The sequence below is a fragment of the Devosia sp. YR412 genome, assembly GCF_900110945.1.
GTDB lineage: Bacteria > Pseudomonadota > Alphaproteobacteria > Rhizobiales > Devosiaceae > Devosia.
The window spans coordinates 140,023-163,441 of record NZ_FOFL01000004.1 but is presented as its reverse complement, the minus strand read 5'-3'; the positions used below and the strand labels follow the sequence as shown (position 1 = coordinate 163,441).

Genomic DNA, 23,419 nt, shown 5'->3' with positions numbered 1-23,419 from the left:
CCGGCTCGCGCCGGCCCTTTTTTGTCATTGCATTGGCTGGGATCAGCCGAGTGCTTGACTGACCCGATGTGTGCCGCCCTTTTCCGAAGCGGCAATGGCCGTCACCTTGGCGCCCGGGCCATTGGCCTTGACCAGCCATTCGACCGGCTTGGCAGTTGGCGACCATTGCGGGCCCCAGTTCGACCAGTTGAACTTGCGCTCGTTGCGGCCAGCCAGGTTGCCCAGATCCTGCTTCTGCGGATTGATCACCAGGCTGGCATTTTCCAGGTCCAGCGTGATGGTCACAGGCTTGGCCACCTTGTTCTCGATGGCCACGTCCGACAGGTTCGTGGGCAGATAGCCATGGTTGGCGATTACGGCCGAGACCTTGTAGAGATCGGCGCCGAGCGCTTCTACGGTGAACTTGTCGACCTTGACCTGCGGCGCCGCTGCAGCGTGCCGCAGGTTGAACATTGTGTTGTTGTGGCAGATTTCCTCGAGCAGCTTGCCCGGCGGATTGCGATAGCTCCAGATATAGACCATGCCGCCGACTTCCACCGGCCCCAACTGGGGATGGTCGAAATGCTCCCAGTCGCGGAAACCCTTTTCGCCGACATTGTCGATCACCCAGTCGAAGACCTTCTGCTGGGTATCGGCGTCGCGCGGCCCGAGATTGAGAAAGCCCTTCTTGTCGACGCCGGCGGTGCGCTCCATGTCCCACAGTTCGGTCGAAAAGCAGATGATTCCCAGTTCTTCATAGACCCAGTCCTTGAGGCTGCCATGGCGGCCCTTGGTCTTGTCGGGTGTGAAATCCTCATAGGTCGAGATTACCGGATAGCCAGTGAGCCGGGTGCCGACGCCACCGAGATCCTTGTACAGCGCCAGATCGCGCGGGCTCATGTCGGCGTCGTATTTCAGCATCGACGGGCGCAGGATGATGCCGCCATGGGTGTGATAGGCGCACATGCCGCAGATATTGGGGTGATCCAGCACCAACTTGCCCATCGCCATGGCTTCTGGTTCGGAGAAAGGATAGGCGCCCGAGCCATATTCCTGCGGCGACCAGTTGATCGGGAAGTTACGGTTCATATTGCCGTCTTCCTGCTTCTCGATCTTGACATGCACGCCGTCATAATTGCGGATCAGGCCCTCGGGATAGACGCGGAAATATTGCCCACCTTCCTCGCCCGGTTCCCGCTGCACCATGAGGCGCGGATCACGCTCGGACTTCTTCCATTCGCCAGTGGGGTCGGGCACGCGCATGTTGACGATATAGCCATCGCCATTGATGTCCTGCGGGATCAGGCCTTCCAGGCGATCTTCGCCGGGCAGGAAGCGGCCATTGCCGCACCAGGGATGATAGGGTTCCACCAGCGAGAGTTCGGCACCATCGGGATTGATGCGCGGCAGCACATAGAACACCTGGCTGTCGACCAGCCGGGTGACTTCCTCGTCTGTGCCGTAATTGGAGAGGATGTACCAGATCCCATAAAGCGCCGTTGCGCTGGTCGCATGCTCTTCGGCATGGATCTGGGCGTCGATGTAAAAGCCCGGTTTTTCCAGGCCCGGACCGGTATCGGGATTGGTGATTTCCATCAGCCAGACATCGCGGCCGCGATGCGACTTCGCGACGGAGGTGAGCGTTGCAAGCTTGGGGTAAGCCGCGGCCAGCGCCTGTAGATGCACCGTCATTTCGTCGTAGGTATAGTAGGTGTCGAAGGCAATATCGACCTTGGCCATGAGGCGTCCTTTCGAGGGGAGGGGGGCGCCTGCGAGCGCTGCGGACAGGCATGAACGACGCCTGACCCACAGAGTTTGTAATACAAGACTAAAATATACAATACGGAATTTGGTGCTCGAGAAGCGGCTACGCGACTGCGGTGCCTTCTACCTGCCAATGGTCGTTTCCAGCTTTTTCGAGCCTCGGCGAGGCGAGTGGCGCTACAACACGGTCGCGCCAATCTCTAAGGTCGGTTTGCCAGCGCGTGCCCTGCAGCATGGCGCAGCCGATGGCGACCGGGTCTATGGCAGCGGTTTTGAGCAGTTGCAGCACGGCGCTCATGGATGTGCCCGAACTGATGACATCGTCCACGACGACGATACGCTTGCCGTCGAGCAGGGGCAGGGAGCGCGGATCGAGGTAGATGGTCTTTTGCTGGTTCGGGCTGGTGATCGACGACAGGGGCGCCGACAGCTCGTCGCGATACCAAAATTTCCGAGAGGTCCCCAGGGCGACCATGCGGGCATGGCCAAGGCGACGGGCCACGTTGTTGGCCAGCGGCAGGCCCAGTGTCGGCACGCCGATGATCACATCGGGTGCATAGGCGCGCAACAGCTCGGCAAGGGCGGCGGAGATGGCATCCTCCACGGCAAAGCTGGCCTGGTTGATGATTAGCGATGCGACGGCTTTGGTGCCGTCGCCGGGCAGCACGCGAATGGGCAGCAGCAGTTGGCTTCCGTCGGGCAGGGTGGCGGGATAACTGTCGGCAAAGCCCACGGACGGCGCGGCATCATGCGATCCTGCCGGATCAATGGTTTGCCAGAATTGATGGGGGAGAAGTGGCAAAGGCGGTTTCCTTGCTGGGCGGCGGACACCGCCGGATGCTATAGCCGTGGAGCGTTTTCAAGAGCTTAGCAACCCATGACCCACGGCGACAACGATCCATTCGAACTCGAGGCGATGATCGCTCTGCGGCAGGACCTGCATGCGCATCCCGAACTGGGTTTCGAGGAGGTTCGCACCAGCCAGATCGTGGCTGACCTATTGGCTGAGGCCGGCATTGAAGTGCATCGCGGGTTGGGCAAGACTGGGGTCGTCGGCACGCTGCGAGTGGGGGGCGGGACGCGCAGCATCGCCCTGCGGGCCGATATGGATGCGCTGGCCATGCCCGAACTGGGCGAGGTGGCCTATAAGTCCGGCACACCCAATACCATGCATGCCTGCGGTCACGACGGGCACACGGTGATGTTGCTGGCGGCGGCGCGGCATCTGGCGCGGACGCGGCAGTTTTCCGGCACGGTGCATTTCATCTTCCAGCCGGCCGAGGAGGGCCGCGGTGGCGCCAAGGCGATGCTTGAGGACGGTTTCCTCGAGCGTTTCCCAATTGATGCCGTCTATGGCCTGCACAATATGCCGGGGCTGGCGACAAACGAAATGGCGGTGGTGGCCGGACCGCAGCTGGCCTCGTCGGATAGCTGGGAAGTCACCTTCCATGGCGTCGGCACGCATGGTGCCAAGCCGCATCTGGGGCGGGATGCCATGACGGCGGCGGCGCATTTCCTGACGGCCATCCACACCGTGGTGGCGCGGGTGGTCGATCCGCTGCAACCGGCGGTGGTCAGTGCCTGCGCTATCAGCGGCGGCGATTTCCGGGCGCTCAATGTCATTCCGGACGATGTGCGGATCGGCGGCACGGCGCGGGCCTATACCGCCACGGTGCGCGATCAGCTGGAGGCCGAGATCGGCAAGCTGGCGCAGGGCATTGCCGGCACCTTCGGTCTCCGTGCTAGCTACAGTTTCATGCGCCGTATTCCGCCGGTGGTGAATGACGCCGGCTCGACGGCGGCAGCGCTGGCCGCAGCGCGGGCCGCAACCGGCAAGCCCGTCGTCACCGACTTCCCGCCCTCGACGGCCGGGGATGATTTTGCCGAATTCGGTGGGCGCGTGCCGGGATGTTATGTCTGGCTGGGCAATGGTCCGGCGGTGGATGGCGCCTTGCACCACAATTCGCGCTATGACTTCAACGACGCGGCGATTGCCACCGGTGCACGCTACTGGACCACATTGGTCGAACATGAACTGCGCTAGAGCGAACCGGTCAGCCCTTTCGTCAGCAGGGCAATGGCGCCCGGCGCATCGACCGTCATGGCGAATTTCTTGTTCGGCAGGCCCGGTCGGCCGGGCTTGAGCGCACCGGCATCGGTGCCTTCTTCGAGATCGACGGCCAGGTTGCGCTCTTCGATACCGAACAGGCCGGGTTCGAGCGCATAAAGCATGACGCAGGGGTCATGCAGCGGCCGGCTTTCGCGGCCCTCGCCGAAGTAGAGGTCGATCACATCAGCGGCGATGTTGCCGGCCGTGGCGCCGCGCATGGCGGCGACCTGCCCCGGATTGGCACGGACGCGGCGGGTGACGTCGAGCGGGATGACGGTCAGGTCGAGACCGGCGCGGAAGACAATGTGCACGGCTTCCGGATCGGTGGCGAAGTTGAACTCGGAACGGGCGCCGACATTGCCGGGCTCGTCCACGGCTCCACCCATGACGATCAGCTTGCCGATGCGGGCGGCCGCTTCCGGATAGCGCATCTGCAGATGCGCGAGATTGGTTAGCGGGCCGAGCGCCAGGATATCCACGCTGCCGGCTGGTTCGGCGATCAGTTTGTTGGCCATCCACTCCACGGCGCCGGGAAGCGCTGCGACTTCCGGTTCGGGCAGCGCGAGGCCTTTGACGCCGTCCTGGCCATGCACCACGACGATATCGATCGCTTCGCGCCGCATCGGCGTATCGGCACCCATGACGACCGAAATGTCGCTGCGCTGCATGGCAGCGAGCAGGCGGCCGGCGTTGCGCGTGGTGTTCTCGATGCCAATATTGCCGGCCACCGTGGTCAGGCCCAAGATATCGAAGCGCCCGCAATTGAGGGCGAAGAGGATCGCCACGGCGTCATCGAGGCCGGGATCGGTATCGATGATGACTTTTCTATTCATAGAGCGGCGCCAATACCATTCCAGGAACCTTCACAAGGCCCTTGTCGGTGATGCGGATTTCCGGGATCACCGAGAGCGGGATGAGGTTGAAGCCCATATAGGGGATGGTGCAGCCGACCTTGGTCCAGGCCGCCTTGAGCAACTGGTTCTCGGCAGCGACCTCATGCACACGCTTGTCGGACAGTAGGCCGGCCACCGGCAGGCCGACGAAGGCGATGACCTTGCCCTCCTGCACCACGACCACACCACCCTTGGCCGCTTCGATCGTCGCCAGTGCCAGGGCCATATCTGCCTCGTTGCTGCCGGCGAGGATGATATTGTGGCTGTCATGGCCAACGCTGGAGCCGACAGCGCCGTTCTTGATGCCGAAATCCTGCAGCAGGCCATGGGCAATGCCGCCCTCGGACTTGCCATGGCGCTCGATGACGGTGACGAAGCTCAGGCTATACTTGTCGAGAACGCCCGCCCAGTCATTGGCCGGCTCGATGGCGACCTTGCGATGCGGCAGCACGATCCCCGGCATTTCGATGCCGATGGCATTGGCAGTCACCGGCTCGGTCGGCAGTTCCGGCGTGAGCTTCAGGCCCTTGGGCAGGTGGACAGTATTGTAGGCGGCTTCGGGGTAGCGGTAGCGCTGGTTGAGCGTGGCTTCGAGCACCGGCGTGACCTTGCGGTCATCGACCACCAGCTCGCCGCCATACCATGTGCTGACGGGCTTGAGGCTATCGTCGAGCAGCACCAGGTCGGCGCGGCGCCCGCCGCCGAGGCCGCCGATCTCGTCGCCCATGCCGAAGCGGGTGGCGCCATGCAGCGAGCCCATCGACCAGGCCTGGGCCGGGCTCATGCCGCAGCGGATGGCTTCGCGGACCACCCAGTCGAGACCGAAATTGAGCAGGTCATCCGCATCGCGATCATCGGTGCAGACGCAGAAGCGCTTGTGGCTGGCGCCCAGTTCGGTGATCGGCTTGATGGCTTCGACGATGGAATTCCACGGCGTCGCCGGATTGCCGCCGCGCAGGAAGACCCAGATACCGGCATCGACGAAATCATTGGCAATATTGCGGTCGATGGCTTCATGTGTATCGGTGACGCCCGAGGCAGCATAGGGCGCAACGAATTCGCGGCCATAGATGTGGCCGGAAACAGGCCGGTTACGCTTGAGCGCTTCGGCGATAATGGCATGACTGCGCGGATCGCCCATGGCGACCGGCACGAAGTCCATCTTTTCGCCCAGCGCCACGGCTTCCGGCCATTTGTCGAACAGCGCGCCGATCTTGTCGGGCGTCAGGTCGCCGCCGGCGGTTTCGAGCTTGGGCGAGGTGGCGGGGACGGTCGAGGGGACGGTGAGGAAGATCGACAGTGGCGCGAGGCGAGCGTCCTCGAGCATGGCTTCGACGCCGGCCACGTCCATGACATTGCCGATCTCGTGGCTGTCGCAGAAGATCGTCGTCGTGCCATTGAGCAGCGCCGCCTCGGCATAGGCGCAGGCGGTGACCATCGAGCTTTCAATGTGGATGTGAGGATCAACCAGGCCCGGCGCGATAATGCCACCGCGGGCATCGTAAATGGCCTTGTGCGCAGGGCCGCGCTTATGGGCGCCTGCCGGCATGACCGCGGCGATGCGGCCATTGGCCAGCCAGATTTCCCGATCCGTGGCGATGCGTTCCGAATAGGTCGAGAGCACGCGGGCGCCGGTGATCACCACATCGGCTGCAGTGCGGCCACCGGCGACTGCGGCCAGATGCGTGGTGCTGGCATGCAGCGGGGCGACGGAAAAGCGGGTCAGGGTCATTTTTCGGTCTCCGAGAACGCGGCGAGGATGCGCACCCAGGAGCGGATGCCCTTGTGGAAGCTCGACAGGTCGTATTTTTCGTTTGGACTATGAATGCGGTTGTCGAAACGGGCAAAGCCGATCAGCAGGCTTTCCATGCCGAGACGGTCCTTGAATTCCCCGAGGATCGGGATCGAACCGCCCGTGCCGGCCAGCGCAGTCTCGCGCTGCCATTCTGCGGTCAGCGCATGCCGGGCCTTGGTGAGCAACTCGCCATCCAGCGGCATGCTTTGCGCCGTGGCTGAAGCATAGGATTTGAAAGAGACGGCGCAATCGGCAGGGATCAGCGCGGTGACGAAATCGCGGAACAGCTGGCGGATACGGGCGGGGTCCTGGCCGGCAACGAGGCGGAAGGAAATCTTGGCGCCGGCATTGGCCGGGATGACGGTCTTGAAACCCTCGCCGGCATAGCCGCCCCAGACGCCGTGCACTTCGGCCGTCGGCCGCGCCCAGACCTGTTCGAGCACTGAGCGACCGGCTTCACCGGCCGGGATGGAGAGGCCTACATCGCCGAGGAATTTCTCCGCATCAAAGGGCAGGCGCTGCCATTCCTGGCGATTGGCCTCGGCCAGTTCGGAGACGCCGTCATAAAAGCCGGGAATGGCGACGCTGCCATCCTCGGCGCGGAGCTTGCCAATAATGGTGCCGATCAGCTGCACGGCATTGCGGGCCGCGCTGCCAAACATGCCGGAATGCAGGTCCCGGTCGGCCGTGGTGACTTCGAACTCCTCCGATACAAAGCCGCGCCACATGGTGGTGATGGCCGGCGTCTCGCGGTCCCACATGTCGGTGTCGCAGACCAGCATGATATCGGCGCGCAGGTCGTCGCCATGTTGTTCGAGGAAAGGTCCAAGGCTGGGCGAGCCGGCCTCTTCCTCGCCTTCGAACAGCATCGAGACCTGGATCGGCAAGGTGCCGGTGACCGCTTTCCAGGCGCGGCAGGCTTCGACGAAGATCAGCAATTGCCCCTTGTCGTCCGATGCGCCGCGACCGAGGATATAGGTCTCGCCATCCGGCTGCGGTGCCAGCGAAGGCTCGAAGGGCTGCGTGTTCCACAGGTGCAGCGGATCGACCGGCTGCACGTCATAATGCCCATAGAACAGCACATGCGGCCCGGCGACCTTGGGGCCATGGCCGACCACCATGGGATGGCCGGCGGTGTCGCGAACGGTCGCGTCGAAGTCGAGGGCGGCTAGCTGATCCTTCAGCCATTCGGCCGCGCGGCGACAGTCGGCGGCATATGCAGGTTCGGTCGAAACCGATGGAATACGGATCAGCTCGAACAGCCGCTCAAGGCTGGCGTCGAGATTGGCATCGGCCTGGGCGAGAACGGCGTCGAGTGAGGTCATAGTCTGTCTATCCGGGCCATTTCGGCCTTGAACTGGCGGGCAATCTGATTGGCATCGGCAAGGGCCTCGCCGCTGTCGAGCGTCGTCACCTGGCGGTCGCGCATCAGCCAGCGGCCGGCCACCATGCTGTCGGTGACGTCATCGGGCATGGTGGCAAAGACCAGCATGGAATAGGGATCGTAGATCGGATGCAGCCGTGGCGCCGCGAGGCTGATGCGGATCAGGTCGGCCTGCTTGCCCGTTTCGAGCGAACCGGTCTTGAGATTGAGGCTCAGCACCCGCGCGCCCTCGATGGTCGCCATGCGGATGACATCGACGGCCGGCAGCGGCTTGCGCGAGCCGGCTAGCAGCTTGGCGAACATCGACACCGGGGCGAACTGGCTGAACAGATCCAGCGTATTGCCGCTCATCGCCCCGTCACTGCCGATGCCGACCGGCAGGCCGGCATTGCGCATCTTTTCCACCGGGGCAATGCCGCGTCCGGCCTTGCCATTGGAGCGCGGATTGGTGGCGACGCAGACCTGGTGCTCGCTCATCATGGTGATGTCGGCATCATCGAGCTGCAGGCAGTGCGCGGCGATCAGATTGGGTTTCAGCAGGCCCGCATCGCGGGTCACGGCGACGGTCGACTTGCCATGGTTCTCCTGCGCCCAGTTCACCTCCAGCGTGCTTTCGGCGAGGTGCATCTGCACCGGCACGCCGGGATGATAGGCCGACCATTGCGCGATACGCTCCATGGTCTTGAGTCCGGTGGAATAGGGGGCGTGTGGCGCGATGGAGGGCGTGACCAGCGGATGGTCGCGATAGCGATCGACCAGCTCATCGACGCGGGCAAAGCCTTCGTCGAAGTCCTTGTGGTCGGGTGGATCGAAATCGGCCAGCGTCTGGCCGACAATGGCCCGCAACCCGGCGGTGTCGCAGACCTCAGCCACTTCGGTTTCGAAATAATACATGTCGGCGACGGTGGTGACGCCGCCCTGGATCAGCTCCAGCGCCGACAGCGTCGTGCCGATCCGCACCATCTCTGCCGTGACGAACTTGCGCTCGAGCGGCAGGATGTAGCGATAGAGCCGGTCATCGACATCTTCGGCCAGGCCGCGGAACACCGACATGCCCATATGGCAGTGCGTGTTGACCATGCCCGGCATGACCACATCGCCGCCGCAGTCCACCACTTCTGCGCCCGTGATGCTTGGCGGTGTGCCGGAGCCAAGGGCGGTGATGGTGGTACCATCGATCTGGATCCAGCCCGGATTATGCTCGGTCAGAGCGTCGTCGAGGGTGAGGATCCAGGCATTGGTGAGAAGCGTGGTCATTCCGGCGCGAGGATGGTGCACTGTTCCGGCACGGGGACCAGCTTGGCCGCCGCGCCGGACTCCAGCACGCGGGTCAGCGGGCCGTTGGCGATCAGCGCACCGGCCGGGGTTTCGGCCTGGTACTGGTAGGCGCGGCCGAGATAGGTGCGCAGGCCCAGGGTCGCCGGGATGCCTTCCATCGTCGCATTGTCGGTGACCTGCAGGCCATCGGCCCGGCAGGCGAGAATAAAGCTGTCGGGGATGGCGCCGAACTGTTCGAGCGGCAGCGTCAGGCGCACGCCACCGGCCATTTCGGCGGTGATCTTGGCGCCGTCGCGCTCAACGACTGCCATCGGGATCAGGTTCTCGAAGCCGACGAAGCGGGCGACGAAAGCATTGGCCGGGCGCTGGTAAAGCCGTTCCGGCGTATCGAGCTGCATAATGCGGCCAGCATGCATGATGGCGACGCGATCGGAGATCGAGAAAGCCTCTTCCTGGTCATGCGTGACATAGACCGAGGTAGTCCCATTGGCGCGCTGCAGCTGGCGGATTTCGACGCGCATATCGACGCGCAGCTTAGCATCGAGGTTGGACAACGGCTCATCGAACATCAGCAGCGGCGGCTTGATGACGAGGGCGCGGGCCAGCGCGACGCGCTGCTTCTGGCCACCGGAGAGGGCGCCCGGCAGGCGATCGGCGAGATGGGCGAGGCCGACGCGTTCCAGCATTTCCGTAACGCGTTTGGCCTTGGCATCGCCGGAGACGCCGCGTTGCTTGAGGCCGAAGCCGACATTGTCTGCGACGGAGAGATGCGGGAACAGGGCGTAGTTCTGGAAGACCAGGCCGATGTCGCGCTGGTGCGGCGGCAGGCGGGTGAGGTCGCGACCGCCCAGGGTGATGGTGCCCGAGGTGGGCTGCAGGAAGCCGGCGACAAGGCGGAGCGTCGTGGTCTTGCCGCAGCCGGAGGCGCCGAGCAGGGACACCAGCTCGCCTTCGCCGACGGCGAGCGAGAGGTTTTCCAGCACCTGGGTGGAGCCGTAGTGGGCGGAGATGGAGTCGAGGGTGAGGGACTGGGTCATGGGATCATTTGGCCAGGAAGGTCAGGCCGAGCGTACGCTCGACGATGGCCATCACGGCCACGGTGAGAAGCATCAGCAGCACCGATACGGACGCCACGGTGGGATCGAAAAACTGCTCCATATGGGCGAGCAACTGGATGGGCAGGGTGGAGAGGCCCGGTCCGGTCAGAAAGATTGAGATGGAGACGTCGTTGATCGAGGTGATGAAGGCAAGGATGAAGGCCGCAATGACGCCGGAGCGCACATTGGGCAAGAGGATCGTGAAGAAGGTTTTGAGCGGCGGCGAGCCGAGGCTGATGGCGGCTTCCTCGATGGAGAAATCGAAGGAAGCGAGCGAGGCGCTGATGACGCGGATCACATAGGGCAGAACGATCAGCGCATGGCCGAACAACAGCGAGATATAGATCGGCGAATTGAACTGCACGGCGAGGTTCTTCAGCAGCGAGAAGCCCAGCACCAGTTCAGGCACCAGCACCGGCAGGATGAACAGCGTCGAGAGCCAGCCGGGGAGCTGGATGCGGTGCCGGTTGAGCGCATAGGCGGCGGGAATGCCGATGATCAGCGCGATGGTGGTCGAGAGCAGCGCAATCTGCAGGCTGGTGACGATGGTGCGGCGGAAGGCATCGATCTGGAAGATATTCTCGAACCAGCGCAGCGACAGGCCCTGCGGCGGGAAGGTCAGATAGGTTGTGTCGCTCAGCGCCGAGCCGAGCACGATGACCAGAGGGCCGACGAGGAAGATGAACACCAGCACGGTGCCGGCGATGAGCAGGGGATGGATATTGCGGGTCATCAGACGGTCATCGGGTTGAGGCGGCGGGCCACGGCATTCATCAGCGCCACGATGGCGATGGTGATGACGACCATGACGGCGGCGATGGTGGAAGCGGCAACCCAGTCGAAGGTGACCATGGCCTGCTGATACATCAGCGTGCCCATCATCATCACCTGCTCACCACCCAGCAATTGCGGCGTGGCATAGGAGGTGAAGCTGCCGGTGAAGACCAGCACGGCGCCGACAATCAGCCCGGGCACGGCCAGGGGCAGGGTGACCTGCATGAAGGTGGCGGAGGGCTTGGCACCAAGCGAGGACGAGGCCTGGATCAGATCGTCCGGAATGGATTCCAGTACGCCGACCAGGGTCAGGATCATCAGCGGCACGAAGAGATAGACCATGGCCACGATCACCGCCCCTTGCGTGTAGAGCATCTGGAACGGCTCGGCGATCAACCCAAGATTGAGCAGCGTTGAATTGAGAATGCCATTCTTGCCGAGAATGATCAGCCAGGCAAAGGAGCGGACCACGACGCCTGTGAGAAGCGGGAAGACGGCGGCGATGATCAGGATGGATTTGAGCCACCCCGGCGCGCGCGACACCACATAGGCGGTGAGGAATCCGATCACCAGTGAGATGGCAGTCACGGCCAGCGACACCTGGATGGTGCGGAACAGCACGGTGCGGCGGAAGCCGCTGCCGAAGAAGGCGAAATAGGTGGCGAAGGGACCGGCGGGGGTGGTGAAGGTGGTGACAATGGTCGCCAGCACCGGCAGCACGAGGAACACCACAACCAGAATGGTGGCAGGGGAGGCCAGGGTCCAGCCGGCGAAACGTTTCATGGATCAGGCTTTCATTGCAAGAACCAGCCCCACCGCTGATGTCCGCGTCGCTGTTGGCGAAAAGGCATCATGGTGGGGCGGGCGCTATGCTTAGTCACAGATTGACGCGGGGGATCAACCCCCGCGTCAAAGTCTTACATGCCGAAAATTTCGTTCCAGCGATCGACCCAACCGCCCTTGGCGGCATTGAGCTTGACGTAATCGACGCGCTGCAGGCCGGCAATGACGTCGGCGCCATAGGTCCAGAGGGCAGCCTGTTCGGGCGTCAGTTCGACGGCAGTGTTGACCGGGGCATCGACGCCCTGTTCGGCCAGCTGCTGCTGGATTTCCGGCGACAGGATGAAGTTGATGAATTCATAGGCGAGCTCCGGCTCGGCCGCGCCGGTCGGGATGTTGACGGTGTTGAGCGTGGCGATCGAGCCTTCTTCCAGCTCGGCCCACTTGACGGTTGGCACGGCGGCCTGGATCTGGCCGAGGGTGAAGTCCTGCGCGATGGCGGCGGTGACTTCGCCGGTCGAGAACAGGTTGATCATCTCCGAGCCGGTATTGTAGTTCTTGACCACATTCGGCTTCAGCTCTTCGACGGCGGCAAAGGCCGCGTCTGTGTCGGTGAAGGCGTCGACGCCGGCATGCTCGCCGGCCTTGGTCACGACCATCGGGCCGGCCGTGGTGGTGATGCCCGGGAGGGTCAGCGACGACGCAAGGTCTTCGCGCCACAGATCGTTCCACGAGGTGATAGGAGTGGTCACCTTGGCTTCGTCATAGACAATGCCGACGCGGCCGATCGAATAGGCCGGGCCGTAGCCGCCCTGCGGATCCTTGGCGAGGTCGTAGATGCCGGCAAGGTTGGGGAGCTTGGCCGGATCGATCTTCTGGAACAGGCCGGCTTCGATGCCCTGCTGGCTGTAGCTGTCGGAGAAATAGGCCACGTCGACGCCAGCGCCATTGCGGATCTGGATCTTGTTGAGGCGCTCGCCATTGTTGCCGGTCTCGAACACGATCTCGCAGCCGCACTGGGCGCGGAAGGGGGCGAGAATGATGGATTCGAGTTTTTCGCCGTTAAAGCCCCACCAGGAAATGGTCAGGGTCTTGCCCTGCGCCATGGCGGGCGCGGCGGACAGCATGGCCGTGGCGGAGATCGCCAGGGCGGTGACGAGAATTTTGTTCATGGACGGCTTCCTGTTTGCGTCGGCGACGCACGGCGACGACTGGTGGAGAATGGCTGGCTTCCCGGCCGGGAGCCTATTTTTGTGGCGCTGTCACCGCAAGCCCAATGTTTGAGCTAAATGCCGCAGATGCCGGTTTATCAACCGCAATTGGCGGCACTCGACATTCCCAGTCAGCGCGGTCAAAAGATGGGGCGAATATGAGAAGGCCATTGACGTGAGCGAACTTCCCCCCGACCTGTTGATCAATGCCGCTGACGAAGTCCGGATCCGCCAGCATCTGGCGCTGGTGGCGCTGGGCAAGCGGCCGGCGACGCGCGCTGTCCGCGTCGGGCGTCTGCTCGATGTCAACGGGCGACGCTGGCATGAGGATCAGGAGATCGTGGTGTCGGGGCGGCGCATTGCCTGGGTCGGGCCGGCGGGGAAGTATCCAGGTGTTGTCGATGAGCGCGTCGATCGCAGCCATCTGAGCGCCGTGCCGGGCTTTGGCGAGGTGCACAAGCATATCGAATCCAGCCATTTGACGCCCGAGCATGAGGCGGCGCTGGTGCTGCCCTTCGGTTGCACCTGGACCTGCGAGGCGAGCCACGAATTCTCTAATGTCAACGGGCCGAAGAACCTTGAGTTCTGGCTGACGGCGCGGCTGGCTGGGTCGCCGATGAAGATCTTTCCGCTGCCCGGCTCGGCCGTGCCGCCCACGGCTTATGAATGGGGTGGTGGGCATTTCGGCTATGACGAGCAGAAGGATTTCCTCAGCAGCCAGATGATGGTGGCTGGGCTCGACGAGGTGATGGATTGGCCGGCGGTGTGGAACCCGGAGAATCCGTCCTATGAGCGGCTGTGGGGGATGATCAAGGCGACCTTCGAGCAGCGCGGTGTGGTGGAGGGCCATGCGGCGGGCATGCGGGGGATTGACGATATCAATGCCTTTGCTGCCGCCGGCATGGCTTCGGATCATGAAGCGTGGACGGCGGAGGAAGTTGCCGACAAGCTGCGGCGTGGGCTGTTCATGGAGCTGCGACCGCATTCGCTCAAGGAAATGGTGAGTGGCCTGACTGCCGATGGACAGCAGGACTGGAGCCAGTTTGCGCTCTGCACCGATGACCGCTCGGCCTCGGACACGATGAAGCTTGGCGCGACGGATCACAATGTGCGGCTCGCGATCGAGGCCGGGCTGTCGCCTGAGATCGCCATCCAGCTGGTGACGATCAATCCGGCGCGGCATATGCGGCTGACGCCGTGGGTCGGCTCGATTGCACCGGGTCGCTTTGCCGATCTGGTGCTACTCGACGATGTGGCGACGCTGTCGATTGCCGAAGTCTGGGCCGATGGTGCGCAGGTGTCGCGGGGCCGGGATTATGTCGGCGCCCTGCCGCGCATCGACTGGCCGGAGTGGGCGACGCGGACGGTCAAGATCGAGCGCGAGATGGTGGCGGCGGACTTTGCCATTGCAGCGCCCGAAGGTCGGGACGTGGTGCAGGCGGCGCTGTTGCGGCCGTTCCATTGGGCGGATGATTTCATCGCCACGGAATTGCCGGTGGTGAACGGACTGGTGCAGCGTGATGCCACCCGCAACATTACCAAGTTTGCCATCGTCGATCGCTTCTCCGGCGAGGGAAAGACGTCGGCCATGTTCTGGCTGGGGACCGGGCCACGCACAGAGGAGACGGCCCTGGCCTGTTCCATGGGGCATGACAAGCACAATATCTGGGTGGTCGGCTCGTCCGACGCGTCCATGGCCAAGGCGGTCAATGCGCTGCGCGAAACGCAGGGCGGCTGGGCACTGGTGGGGCGTGGCGAATTGCTGGCGACGGTCGGCTATGAGGTTGGCGGGCTGATGACCTGCCGGACGGCGCCGGAGCTCGATGTCGAAATGCAGGCGCTGTATCGGGCCGGTGAAAGCATCGAATGGATGTATGAGCCGACGTTTTCTCCGCGCTGGTGGCCGGGTTTTCCGGAGCGGCTGGCCTTTGCGACGCTGACCTGCGCGCCGTGGCGCTGGGTGCTGGTGGCGCCATCACCTCTGGCGCCAAACGGCTTCGTCAATGTGGCGACCGGGCAGACCCACCCGGTCGTCTGGTAGTGCTGTCTAGCGGGCGGCCCGCCAATGGCCGCTGTCGTTCATGGCCATGGTATATTGCGTGGTCAGGCCGATCGCCTTGGCGCTGGTGACGCCGGGCGTCATGCTGTCGAGCACCACCATGCCGGCATCGGTCTTGATGCCGAGTACCGCATGCCAACGGCCGTTGCGCAGCGGACCGACCATGATCACCATGGCCGAGACGGAGACGCCCGAGCCCTGCAACTGCTGGATCTTGGCCAGCACGTAGTCTTCGCAATCGGCGGTCGCGCCGGTTGGTACGCTCCAGTGATCGGAGGCGCCATAGGCCCGGTTGTCGGAGCGGAAGCTGTAGCGGGCATTCACCTGGTCATTGGTGTCGGAGAGGGTTTGTTCCAGGCCGGGGCCGTAGGAGATACGGGCCGGGCCGGCGAAGGCGGCGCAGAAATTCATCGGTTGGTCGTCCCGGGCGCACATCGCCTCCCAGCCCGCCTGGCGGATCTGGTTGAGCGGGGCGGCGTGGGCGGTGGCGGGGAGGAGGCAGGCGGCGAGGGCGATATAGACGAGCGACTTACGGCACAGGGCTGTAATATGCGTCAAATGAACACCGGGGGTGCCGATCCAGAACCGGTTTTTCCTGGTTCGATCGGGGAAGCCGACTAAAAAGCGCCTCCCATTATTGAGTGAGGCTGATCGTATACTGTCGGGTTCCGCATAGTTAACTCACGGTTAAGCATTGGGTTGCTGGAGCGGGGTTGTCTCGATTAAATATATTGGCGAACTTAATCGGTAGCGTGCTTTTTGACTGTCTATTTGAGCCAAGGTTTTCCTGTCGTCAGTTGGATGACAGTTCAACCAAGCTGTAGACTGATCTGCATCGGGTTGAGGTACAGGCGTGCAGAAGCGCCGCCTGTTGCGGATGTCATGGCCATCTTCAACCCGCCGTGAACCTTGCCTTGCGGCCCTGTTGGCCCTGGGACAAGGGCCCGAACCGGTGCAGCCGGGATCGGGCATCATGCGACTCACGGAGACGATGTGTCCAGTTCAGTCACGCCGTCGGACAGGCAGCGCCCCGCCCGTCATCCGGCCCTCCCGCCGACTGTTCGTCGCGACCGCGCAGCTGCGGGAAGATGCGAACAGGATAGTCGAGGTGAAAGGGAGCGGAGTACGTTTTCTGGCCCGCGTCTTTTCTGTCTCCCAAATGACATGGTCCGGTGACGAAGAGTGCATTGCTATCAAGCCAATAGGATGCTTGCCTGCGCGGAGACTTCCTGGACTTTGATTGCGGGGACAGCGTGCGCCAATTTATCATCTCGGTTGTCCTGGCGCTGGTTCTGACCAGTGCTGCAGCGGCGCAGGACCTTCTGCGCGAGCGGACCATGATGCTGCATGATGCGGTGCAGGGCACGCAGGTGATTTACCTCGGGCGCTCCAACAAGACCTATCTGTGGCATGGCTCCAGCGATCAGATCATTGCGGGGCGCTGGTCGACGCGGACCCTTGGCACCTATCCGGATACGATCTGCCTGCCCTATGGCGGCAGCGACTATAATCCGGTGACGGGCCGCCCCGGCCGCGACCCGGAATGCCAGCATGTCATGAAGCTGCTCGCCCTGACCTATGAGCAGGTCGATGGCGATCTATTCGGCCTGGCCACGCGCGGCGCGGCGCCATTTCCGCTCGGCGCCGGCCGAACCACGATCGGCGACCTCGCCAGCCGCACCGGCGTGGCGCTGACTGGTCCGGTGATCGGCGACGAGGGCATTGTGCGGCCGGGTGGGCCGCAGCCGACCCGCGCGCAAATGTGCATGGGGCTGAAGCCCGACATGTATGCGCGGTGTATGGATAGCGATGGGGATCCGAATACGCCGCAGTAGGGGCGGACGCTGGATGCGTCCGCTCACTCTATGTCATGCCGGCGAAGGCCGGGATCCAGCCTGAGATGCCTGGGTGAAGGATGGCCGCTTGGTCAAACCACCTTGCGGCTGGGGCACCATCCCAGGATGGATCCCGGCCTGCGCCGGGATGACATGGTAGATATTGGAAGCTCGGGTCATAGCCTTGACGAGACGAGAAATGATTGAGGACTCGCATCGCTGATGGAAGGAACGGCAAGCGTGACACGTGTGTCACGGCCAATGCGACGCCTTCAAATCTCTCTGGAGTTTAGGCGAAGGGGGGTGGGGCGGTGCGAGATCAAGGAGAGGTTCTATGAAAGATGGCTATACCCCGCCTACTGGGCCTTCAGAGGACAGCATTGACCTTCTACTCGGTGAGCTGCGTACTTTTTTGGCGGATCGTATCGGTCCCGACGAGATAATAGGAGAGAAGGTCAAAAGCGAAATTACAAAGCGAACGGCCCCCAGCGCTTACAAGAACTACGAGACATTGGAGAGTGCTTTAAGGCTCTTGTTGAGTGTGGTTTCAGACGTCTCTGTTAGAATAGTAAGGTATCAATATATTGAACGATATAGATACTTTTTCCCGTCAGAGGACCGAGAGATTTTCTTGTCTTTTATTGATCATATCTACGCGCTTCGTGTCGCTGAGATATATACCATACTTGAACGGGCAGAAGACTCTATAAGGTTTGCCGCATACGTTTCAGACAACTTGGGTCTCGGAGACTCAAAGGCGGCTAAGCGGTTCTCGAAAAAATATCGGGCCGCATTCCAGGGCAGACTGCGCGAGAGGCACAAAATCGTTCACGCTCACGAGCGCCCGTCGCTTTTGTCGAGGATACTGTCATTGCCCAGCCGCACCATGGAAAAGCCCGAACAACGTCAACTTGTTCAGGCTGCCCTTCAACAGGTAATAGATGCTTTCGCTCAGCTGCAGGAAATGATGGCGGCGGCAAAAATGGACGTTTGGCCCGAGGATCGCGTCCAGTTTCAGAAGAAATATCTGAGTGCGGTCGACGCTGAGTCAAAGGAAATGTGGGAAATATACGTTACTCATCTACGTTCAGCAGTTGGAATTGACCCCAGTAAACCGGCGCCATGTGATCAGGAGGTGCCGCGAATTCAATCATGAATATACTTGAGCCGACCAATCTCTAATAAAAGTCCCAAGGCGAGCCATATCTCGGCGCGTTATTTGTCCGCTATGCATTATTACATTTCGCGACCGTTCGACGACATCAAAAACGTTCGCGGCCCATTCTATGTCTGGGATTAGTGCCGCAAAGTGAGCATGGTTTTGACGAACGATGTTGAGAAGATTTGGAAGCATTGCAAAGTTTATGGGATCAGTTCCTCGTGGGTATGCCATCGAATCTTTTCTTCTTCGTCCATTCGGATTTTGACTTGGCCCTGAATTTTGTCCGAGACGCATGTCGTCCACCAGTTTTCACCGACCTCTTCAAGTAAAGTGGAAGAGATGAGTTCTCGAACGGAATTCTCAAAAGCAGCAATTGTCATGTATACGAGCGACATTCTCCGAGCATCGGAAACAAATCTCTCATCAAGGGCGTCCACGGCCAACAGGAATTGGAGGTCCTCGTCATCGTTGGGGGGGGCGGCCGGTACAATTCGACCCAACGCGTCCTTGGTTAGGATTGCGCGAAACACAAAACTATACGCTTGATCGTCGTTCAAATCAGATGCTCACGTAGACTTCTGAATATGGCGTCGTACACAACCGTATCGCGAGTTTCTGGTAGAATAATTTGAATATTGTAGTGCAAGCCGCCCAAGGTGGAATTGCGAGGGGGCGTGCTAAAAGCGCGACCGACTTCATCACTTGCAGGAGTAGTAGTGGGGTCTGCTTGTACGTCTGGAGTAGCCGCCGCGGGTGACTTAAAGTCAGCTAGCTTGACCAAGCTTGAATACGTTAATGCCATTTTTTCCAAAACGGACTCTGAAAACTGCCCTTGGCCTAGGGTCTTCAGCTTGTTCACAACTTCAGCTTGCGTGAGGTTTTGGGCGTTCTTGTTTACTTGGAAGAGGTCGGAATAACCCTCACGTATTCCTTCGGCCAGCACCGCGGCCGACTGTGTTTGGTCAAGAAACCTAAAATATCGATCAGTAGGTTGCCCTTCAGGACCAAGGAAGCCGATGGACTTCAAAACACCTATGATCAGCCGATCTGTGGTCGATTTGAAGTCGAGAGATTCCAAGAATTTAATGGTAAATTTGTCTGGCGCTTGGGCACCCTGAATTGCGCTCAGTATAGCAGAAAGATTTTTCGTAGAAGTAAGGTAGCTTCTCGATAGTGCCATGTAATTGCCCGATGCCTGTCGCGGTTGCTATTCGTACCTCTTTTGTTCACCAATATAAAGCCCGCGAACAAAAATTGTTCGCGGGCTGAAAATTTTAACTACATCCGGTCGTCGTCCCACACGTATCGCACTTCAGACACGTGCCGTTCCGCACCATGGTGAAGTTGTGGCACTCGGTGCACTGGTCGCCGGTGTAGCCTTTCATCTGGGCTTCGGCCCGCAGCAAGCCGGTGTCCTTGGAGGGAGGCGGGCTGGGGATGGGGCTCAGTTCGGCGGGGGCGAAGGCTGAGGGCGACAGTTGCGTGTCGACCTTGAGGGCCGTCGCGGTGCGGAGCGCCGTGACGGTGGAGGTCTGCATCGCCTGGACCGGATTGTACTGGTGATCGCCGGAGACGATCATCAGCGACTTGTTGGCGACGCGGCCGCGGGTCATGCCGCGGGAGACAAAGCGCTCGGCGGGCACCGGAGCAGGGGCCGACGCAGTGTGCGCCGGGCTCTGGTCCTCGGCCACGCCCTTGCCGAGCGAGGTGGGGCTGTCGGGATTGACGTGGGCCAGGTCGTCGCGGTCGAGATAGGAGACGGCGAGTTCGCGGAACACGTAGTCGAGGATCGACGTCGCGTTCTTGATGCGGTCATTGCCCATGACCATGCCGGCGGGCTCGAAGCGGGTGAAGGTGAAGGCCTCCACAAACTCGTCCAGCGGCACGCCATATTGCAGGCCGATCGAGATGGCGATGGCGAAGTTGTTCATCATCGCGCGGAAGGCGGCGCCTTCCTTGTGCATGTCGATAAAGATCTCGCCCAGGCGGCCATCGGCATATTCGCCGGTGTGGACATAGACCTTGTGGCCACCAACGACGGCCTTCTGGGTATAGCCCTTGCGACGGTCGGGCATCTTCTCGCGGCTGCGGATTTCCACTTCACGCTCGATGATGCGCTCGACGAGCTTTTCGGCGATCGCCGGGACGCGGGCATCGGCATTCATGGCGACGAGGTTTTCGATATGGTCTTCGTCGTCATCCTCGTCGGCGGCAGCCAGAACCGAAGAGTTCAGCGGCTGGGAAAGCTTGGAGCCATCGCGATAGAGGGCGTTGGCCTTGAGGGCCAGGCGCCAGGACAGCATGTAAGCTTCCTTTGCCTCTTCGACGGTGGCGTCGTTTGGCATGTTGATGGTCTTGGAGATGGCGCCCGAGATGAAGGGCTGGGCAGCAGCCATCATCAGGATATGCGATTCAACCGAGAGGTAACGCTTGCCGATCTTGCCGCATGGGGTGGCGCAATCGAACACCGGCAGGTGTTCGGCCTTGAGGTGCGGGGCACCTTCGAGCGTCATGGCGCCGACGACATGGAGGTTTGCCGCCTCGATGTCCTTCTTGGAGAAGCCCAGGAAAGGCAGCAGCTCGAAGGAGAAGTCGTTCATCTGCTCTTCGGTGACGCCGAGGCCCTTCAGGAAATCAACGCCTAGGGTCCACTGGTTGAAGATGAACTTGATGTCGAAGGCCGAGGCCGTCGCGGCGTTCAGCGCGGCGATCTTGTCGTCGGTAAAGCCCTTGGCGCGCAGCGTCGATGGATTGACGCCAGGCGCCTGGTTGAGATTGCCGTGGCCGACCGCATAGGCTTCCATTTCGGCGATTTCGGATTCCGAATAGCCGAGGGTGCGCAGAGCCGGGGGGGCAGCGCGGTTGATGATCTTGAAGTAACCGCCACCGGCGAGCTTCTTGAACTTGACCAGGGCGAAATCGGGCTCGATGCCGGTGGTGTCGCAATCCATCACCAGACCGATGGTGCCGGTCGGGGCGATAACGGAAACCTGGGCGTTACGGAAGCCGTGCTTTTCGCCCAGAGCCAGAGCGTTGTCCCAGGCGAGCTTGGCGCGTTCCGAAAGGTTCGCATCGATCAGCGAGGCGTGGTCGAGCGGGACCGGATTGATCGAGAGCGCTTCGTAGCCGGTCGCATTGCCATGGGCGGCATTGCGATGGTTGCGGATGACGCGCAGCATGTGCTTGGCGTTGCGCTTGTAGTCCTTGAACGGGCCCAGCTCCTTGGCCATTTCGGCCGAGGTCGCATAGGAGACACCGGTCATGATGGCGGTGACGGCACCGGCAATGGCGCGGCCTTCAGCCGAGTCATAGGGAATGCCGGAGGTCATCAGGAAGCCGCCGATATTGGCATAGCCGATGCCCAGCGTGCGGTATTCGAACGAGCGTTCGGCAATGGCGCGCGAGGGGAACTGGGCCATCATCACCGAGACTTCGAGGACGACGGTCCAGAGGCGGACGGTGTGCTCATAGGCGGCGGTGTTGAAGGAGCCATCCTCGTTGCGATAGGGCAGCAGGTTGACCGAGGCCAGATTGCAGGCCGTGTCATCGAGGAACATATATTCCGAGCAGGGGTTCGATGCATTGATCGGACCGGCTTCGGGGGAGGTGTGCCACTCGTTGATGGTGGTGTGATACTGGATGCCGGGATCGGCCGAGGCCCAGGCGGCATAGCCGACCTGTTCCCAGAGATCGCGGGCCTTGAGGGTCTTGGTGACCTTGCCGGACTGGCGAGCCTTGAGGTTCCAGTCGCTGTCATTTTCGACGGCGCGCAGGAAGTCATCGGTGACGCGGACGGAATTGTTCGAATTCTGGCCGGAGACGGTCAGATAGGCTTCGCTGTCCCAGTCGGTGTCGTAGACCGGGAATTCGATGTCAGTATAGCCCTGCTTGGCGAACTGGATGACGCGGTAGATGTAATTCTCCGGCACCAGCGCCTTCTTGGCGGCGCGGACTTCGCGCTTGAGGGCGGGGTTCTTGGCCACGTCGAAGCAATCGTCGCCTGAACCTTCGCAGTTCACGGCGGCCTTCATGATCAGCTTAAGATGCTTGGAGACGACCTTGGAGCCGGTCACGAGGGCAGCAACCTTCTGCTCCTCCTTGACCTTCCAGTTGATATATTCTTCCACATCGGGGTGATCGATATCGAGCACGACCATTTTCGCCGCACGGCGAGTGGTGCCGCCCGACTTGATGGCGCCGGCCGCGCGATCGCCGATCTTGAGGAAGCTCATCAAGCCCGACGACTTGCCGCCGCCGGAGAGCTTTTCGCCCGAACCGCGCAGGGCGGAGAAATTGGTGCCGGTGCCCGAACCATATTTGAACAGGCGCGCCTCGCGGACCCAGAGATCCATGATGCCGTTCTCATTGACCAGGTCGTCATTGACCGACTGGATGAAGCAGGCATGGGGCTGCGGATGCTCGTAGGAGCTCTTGGAGCTCACCAGCTTGTTGGTGAAGGGGTCAACGTAAAAGTGGCCCTGGCCGGGGCCGTCGATGCCATAGGCCCAATGCAGGCCGGTGTTGAACCACTGCGGCGAGTTCGGCGCCACGCGCTGGGTGGCCAGCATATAGGCGAGCTCGTCGCGGAAGGTGAGGGCGTCGGCTTCAGAGTCGAAATAGCCGCCCTTCCAGCCCCAATAGGTCCAGGTGCCGGCCAGGCGATCGAACACCTGGCGAGAATCCATTTCCGAACCATAGCGCTCGGCTTCCGGCAGCTTGGCGAGCGCAGCTTCGTCGGGGACGGAGCGCCACAGCCAAGACGGCACGGAGTTTTCTTCGACCTTCTTGAGCGCCTTGGCGACGCCGGCCTTGCGGAAATACTTCTGGGCAATGATGTCAGCCGCGACCTGGCTCCAGGTCGTGGGGATGGCGATGTCTTCGAGCTTGAAGACAACCGAGCCGTCGGGGTTGCGGATTTCGCTCGTGGCCGAGCGGAAGTCCACGGACGCGTAGCGATCCTGATCGGCAGTCGTAAAGCGACGTTCTATGCGCATAGTCGACGTATTCCCCAATGTAACAGGCACACAGGTGCCCGCGAGCCGAAATCCGGCTTCTCATCCAAATCTGTGTTGACGCTTACCAACCGAGCCCGGAACGCGGGCTCAAAATCTTGCCTGTGCCCAGGCCTGTCGCCGGTCTGATTGCCAGCGCTCCTACCCAGGGCTTATCCGCTACAGGCACTGCATCGGATCGGCTTAATCAATCTTCCGATTCAGCTTCGGCGTCAACGCGAGAAATCACAAGGGCTAGTGGTCTGGCTGCCATGCACGACAAGCACTAGTAGGGGTAATATGTGAA

General features: G+C 61.7%; 18 protein-coding genes. 4 read left to right on the top strand and 14 right to left on the bottom strand.

Annotated elements, in window-relative coordinates; genetic code table 11:
* Positions 1–42 precede the first annotated feature (42 nt).
* Positions 43–1,719 carry a M14 family metallopeptidase gene (locus BM045_RS14500; RefSeq protein ID WP_092184466.1) on the bottom strand — a complete coding sequence of 559 codons (1,677 nt, stop codon included), beginning with the start codon at positions 1,717–1,719 and terminating at the stop codon, positions 43–45.
* Positions 1,720–1,846: 127 nt separating this feature from the next.
* A complete protein-coding gene (locus tag BM045_RS14495; RefSeq protein ID WP_092184464.1) occupies positions 1,847–2,545 on the bottom strand; it encodes a phosphoribosyltransferase in 699 nt (232 codons plus the stop codon).
* A 75-nt stretch (positions 2,546–2,620) separates the two neighbouring features.
* Here BM045_RS14495 and BM045_RS14490 point away from each other — a divergent pair, with 75 nt between their 5' ends.
* A complete protein-coding gene (locus BM045_RS14490; protein WP_092184462.1) occupies positions 2,621–3,787 on the top strand; it encodes a M20 aminoacylase family protein in 1,167 nt (388 codons plus the stop codon).
* Here the strand turns inward: BM045_RS14490 and BM045_RS14485 are convergent.
* From BM045_RS14485 to BM045_RS14450, 8 genes are all read right to left on the bottom strand, one after another.
* Entirely contained in the window at positions 3,784–4,686 is a 903-nt protein-coding gene (locus BM045_RS14485; protein WP_092184460.1) for a nucleoside hydrolase, read from the bottom strand. The genes BM045_RS14490 and BM045_RS14485 overlap by 4 nt on opposite strands.
* Positions 4,679–6,478 (bottom strand): adenine deaminase C-terminal domain-containing protein, encoded by a 1,800-nt coding sequence (locus tag BM045_RS14480; RefSeq protein WP_092184458.1) that lies wholly within the window; start codon positions 6,476–6,478, stop codon positions 4,679–4,681. The genes BM045_RS14485 and BM045_RS14480 overlap by 8 nt, the downstream gene beginning before the upstream one ends.
* Positions 6,475–7,866, bottom strand: coding sequence for a M20/M25/M40 family metallo-hydrolase (locus BM045_RS14475; protein ID WP_092184456.1), 1,392 nt, complete (start codon positions 7,864–7,866; stop codon positions 6,475–6,477). Before BM045_RS14475 ends, BM045_RS14480 begins: the two co-directional genes overlap by 4 nt.
* Positions 7,863–9,182, bottom strand: a complete 1,320-nt coding sequence (locus BM045_RS14470; RefSeq protein WP_092184454.1) for an amidohydrolase family protein — start codon at positions 9,180–9,182, stop codon at positions 7,863–7,865. Before BM045_RS14470 ends, BM045_RS14475 begins: the two co-directional genes overlap by 4 nt.
* Positions 9,179–10,240 (bottom strand): ABC transporter ATP-binding protein, encoded by a 1,062-nt coding sequence (locus BM045_RS14465; RefSeq protein ID WP_092184452.1) that lies wholly within the window; start codon positions 10,238–10,240, stop codon positions 9,179–9,181. Before BM045_RS14465 ends, BM045_RS14470 begins: the two co-directional genes overlap by 4 nt.
* A 4-nt stretch (positions 10,241–10,244) precedes the next feature.
* Positions 10,245–11,036 (bottom strand): ABC transporter permease, encoded by a 792-nt coding sequence (locus BM045_RS14460; RefSeq protein ID WP_092184450.1) that lies wholly within the window; start codon positions 11,034–11,036, stop codon positions 10,245–10,247.
* A complete protein-coding gene (locus BM045_RS14455) occupies positions 11,033–11,857 on the bottom strand; it encodes an ABC transporter permease (protein ID WP_092184448.1) in 825 nt (274 codons plus the stop codon). Before BM045_RS14455 ends, BM045_RS14460 begins: the two co-directional genes overlap by 4 nt.
* 134 nt (positions 11,858–11,991) lie before the next feature.
* A complete protein-coding gene (locus tag BM045_RS14450; RefSeq protein ID WP_092184446.1) occupies positions 11,992–13,026 on the bottom strand; it encodes an ABC transporter substrate-binding protein in 1,035 nt (344 codons plus the stop codon).
* Positions 13,027–13,234: 208 nt separating this feature from the next.
* On the opposite strand from BM045_RS14450, the gene BM045_RS14445 reads away from it, so the two are divergent.
* Positions 13,235–15,106 (top strand): adenine deaminase, encoded by a 1,872-nt coding sequence (locus tag BM045_RS14445; protein WP_092184444.1) that lies wholly within the window; start codon positions 13,235–13,237, stop codon positions 15,104–15,106.
* 6 nt (positions 15,107–15,112) lie between these two features.
* Here the strand turns inward: BM045_RS14445 and BM045_RS14440 are convergent, their stop codons facing one another.
* Entirely contained in the window at positions 15,113–15,682 is a 570-nt protein-coding gene (locus BM045_RS14440) for a transglutaminase-like cysteine peptidase (protein WP_092184442.1), read from the bottom strand.
* 695 nt (positions 15,683–16,377) lie between these two features.
* Here BM045_RS14440 and BM045_RS14435 point away from each other — a divergent pair.
* Together BM045_RS14435 and BM045_RS14430 are read left to right on the top strand one after the other, a co-directional pair.
* Complete coding sequence (locus BM045_RS14435) at positions 16,378–16,959, top strand: hypothetical protein (protein WP_092184440.1); 582 nt, start codon at positions 16,378–16,380, stop codon at positions 16,957–16,959.
* Between the two features lie 334 nt (positions 16,960–17,293).
* Positions 17,294–18,115 (top strand): hypothetical protein, encoded by an 822-nt coding sequence (locus BM045_RS14430; protein ID WP_092184438.1) that lies wholly within the window; start codon positions 17,294–17,296, stop codon positions 18,113–18,115.
* 206 nt (positions 18,116–18,321) lie between these two features.
* Here BM045_RS14430 and BM045_RS14425 read toward each other — a convergent pair whose 3' ends face one another.
* From BM045_RS14425 to BM045_RS14415, 3 genes are all read right to left on the bottom strand, one after another.
* A complete protein-coding gene (locus tag BM045_RS14425) occupies positions 18,322–18,678 on the bottom strand; it encodes a hypothetical protein (RefSeq protein WP_092184436.1) in 357 nt (118 codons plus the stop codon).
* On the bottom strand, positions 18,675–19,301 hold the full coding sequence (locus tag BM045_RS14420; RefSeq protein WP_092184434.1) for a DUF5343 domain-containing protein: 627 nt from the start codon (positions 19,299–19,301) through the stop codon (positions 18,675–18,677). Before BM045_RS14420 ends, BM045_RS14425 begins: the two co-directional genes overlap by 4 nt.
* 94 nt (positions 19,302–19,395) lie before the next feature.
* Entirely contained in the window at positions 19,396–23,115 is a 3,720-nt protein-coding gene (locus BM045_RS14415; protein WP_092184432.1) for a vitamin B12-dependent ribonucleotide reductase, read from the bottom strand.
* Between the last annotated feature and the right edge of the window lie 304 nt (positions 23,116–23,419).

Excerpts from the sequence above, each read along its gene's own strand:
- BM045_RS14480 (WP_092184458.1), bottom strand. The coding sequence starts at position 6,478 with ATGACCCTGACCCGCTTTTCCGTCGCCCCGCTGCATGCCAGCACCACG.
- BM045_RS14490 (WP_092184462.1), top strand. The coding sequence starts at position 2,621 with ATGACCCACGGCGACAACGATCCATTCGAACTCGAGGCGATGATCGCT.
- BM045_RS14415 (WP_092184432.1), bottom strand. The coding sequence starts at position 23,115 with ATGCGCATAGAACGTCGCTTTACGACTGCCGATCAGGATCGCTACGCG.
- BM045_RS14485 (WP_092184460.1), bottom strand. The coding sequence starts at position 4,686 with ATGAATAGAAAAGTCATCATCGATACCGATCCCGGCCTCGATGACGCC.
- BM045_RS14465 (WP_092184452.1), bottom strand. The coding sequence starts at position 10,240 with ATGACCCAGTCCCTCACCCTCGACTCCATCTCCGCCCACTACGGCTCC.
- BM045_RS14430 (WP_092184438.1), top strand. The coding sequence starts at position 17,294 with ATGAAAGATGGCTATACCCCGCCTACTGGGCCTTCAGAGGACAGCATT.
- BM045_RS14475 (WP_092184456.1), bottom strand. The coding sequence starts at position 7,866 with ATGACCTCACTCGACGCCGTTCTCGCCCAGGCCGATGCCAATCTCGAC.
- BM045_RS14455 (WP_092184448.1), bottom strand. The coding sequence starts at position 11,857 with ATGAAACGTTTCGCCGGCTGGACCCTGGCCTCCCCTGCCACCATTCTG.
- BM045_RS14420 (WP_092184434.1), bottom strand. The coding sequence starts at position 19,301 with ATGGCACTATCGAGAAGCTACCTTACTTCTACGAAAAATCTTTCTGCT.
- BM045_RS14450 (WP_092184446.1), bottom strand. The coding sequence starts at position 13,026 with ATGAACAAAATTCTCGTCACCGCCCTGGCGATCTCCGCCACGGCCATG.
- BM045_RS14470 (WP_092184454.1), bottom strand. The coding sequence starts at position 9,182 with ATGACCACGCTTCTCACCAATGCCTGGATCCTCACCCTCGACGACGCT.
- BM045_RS14500 (WP_092184466.1), bottom strand. The coding sequence starts at position 1,719 with ATGGCCAAGGTCGATATTGCCTTCGACACCTACTATACCTACGACGAA.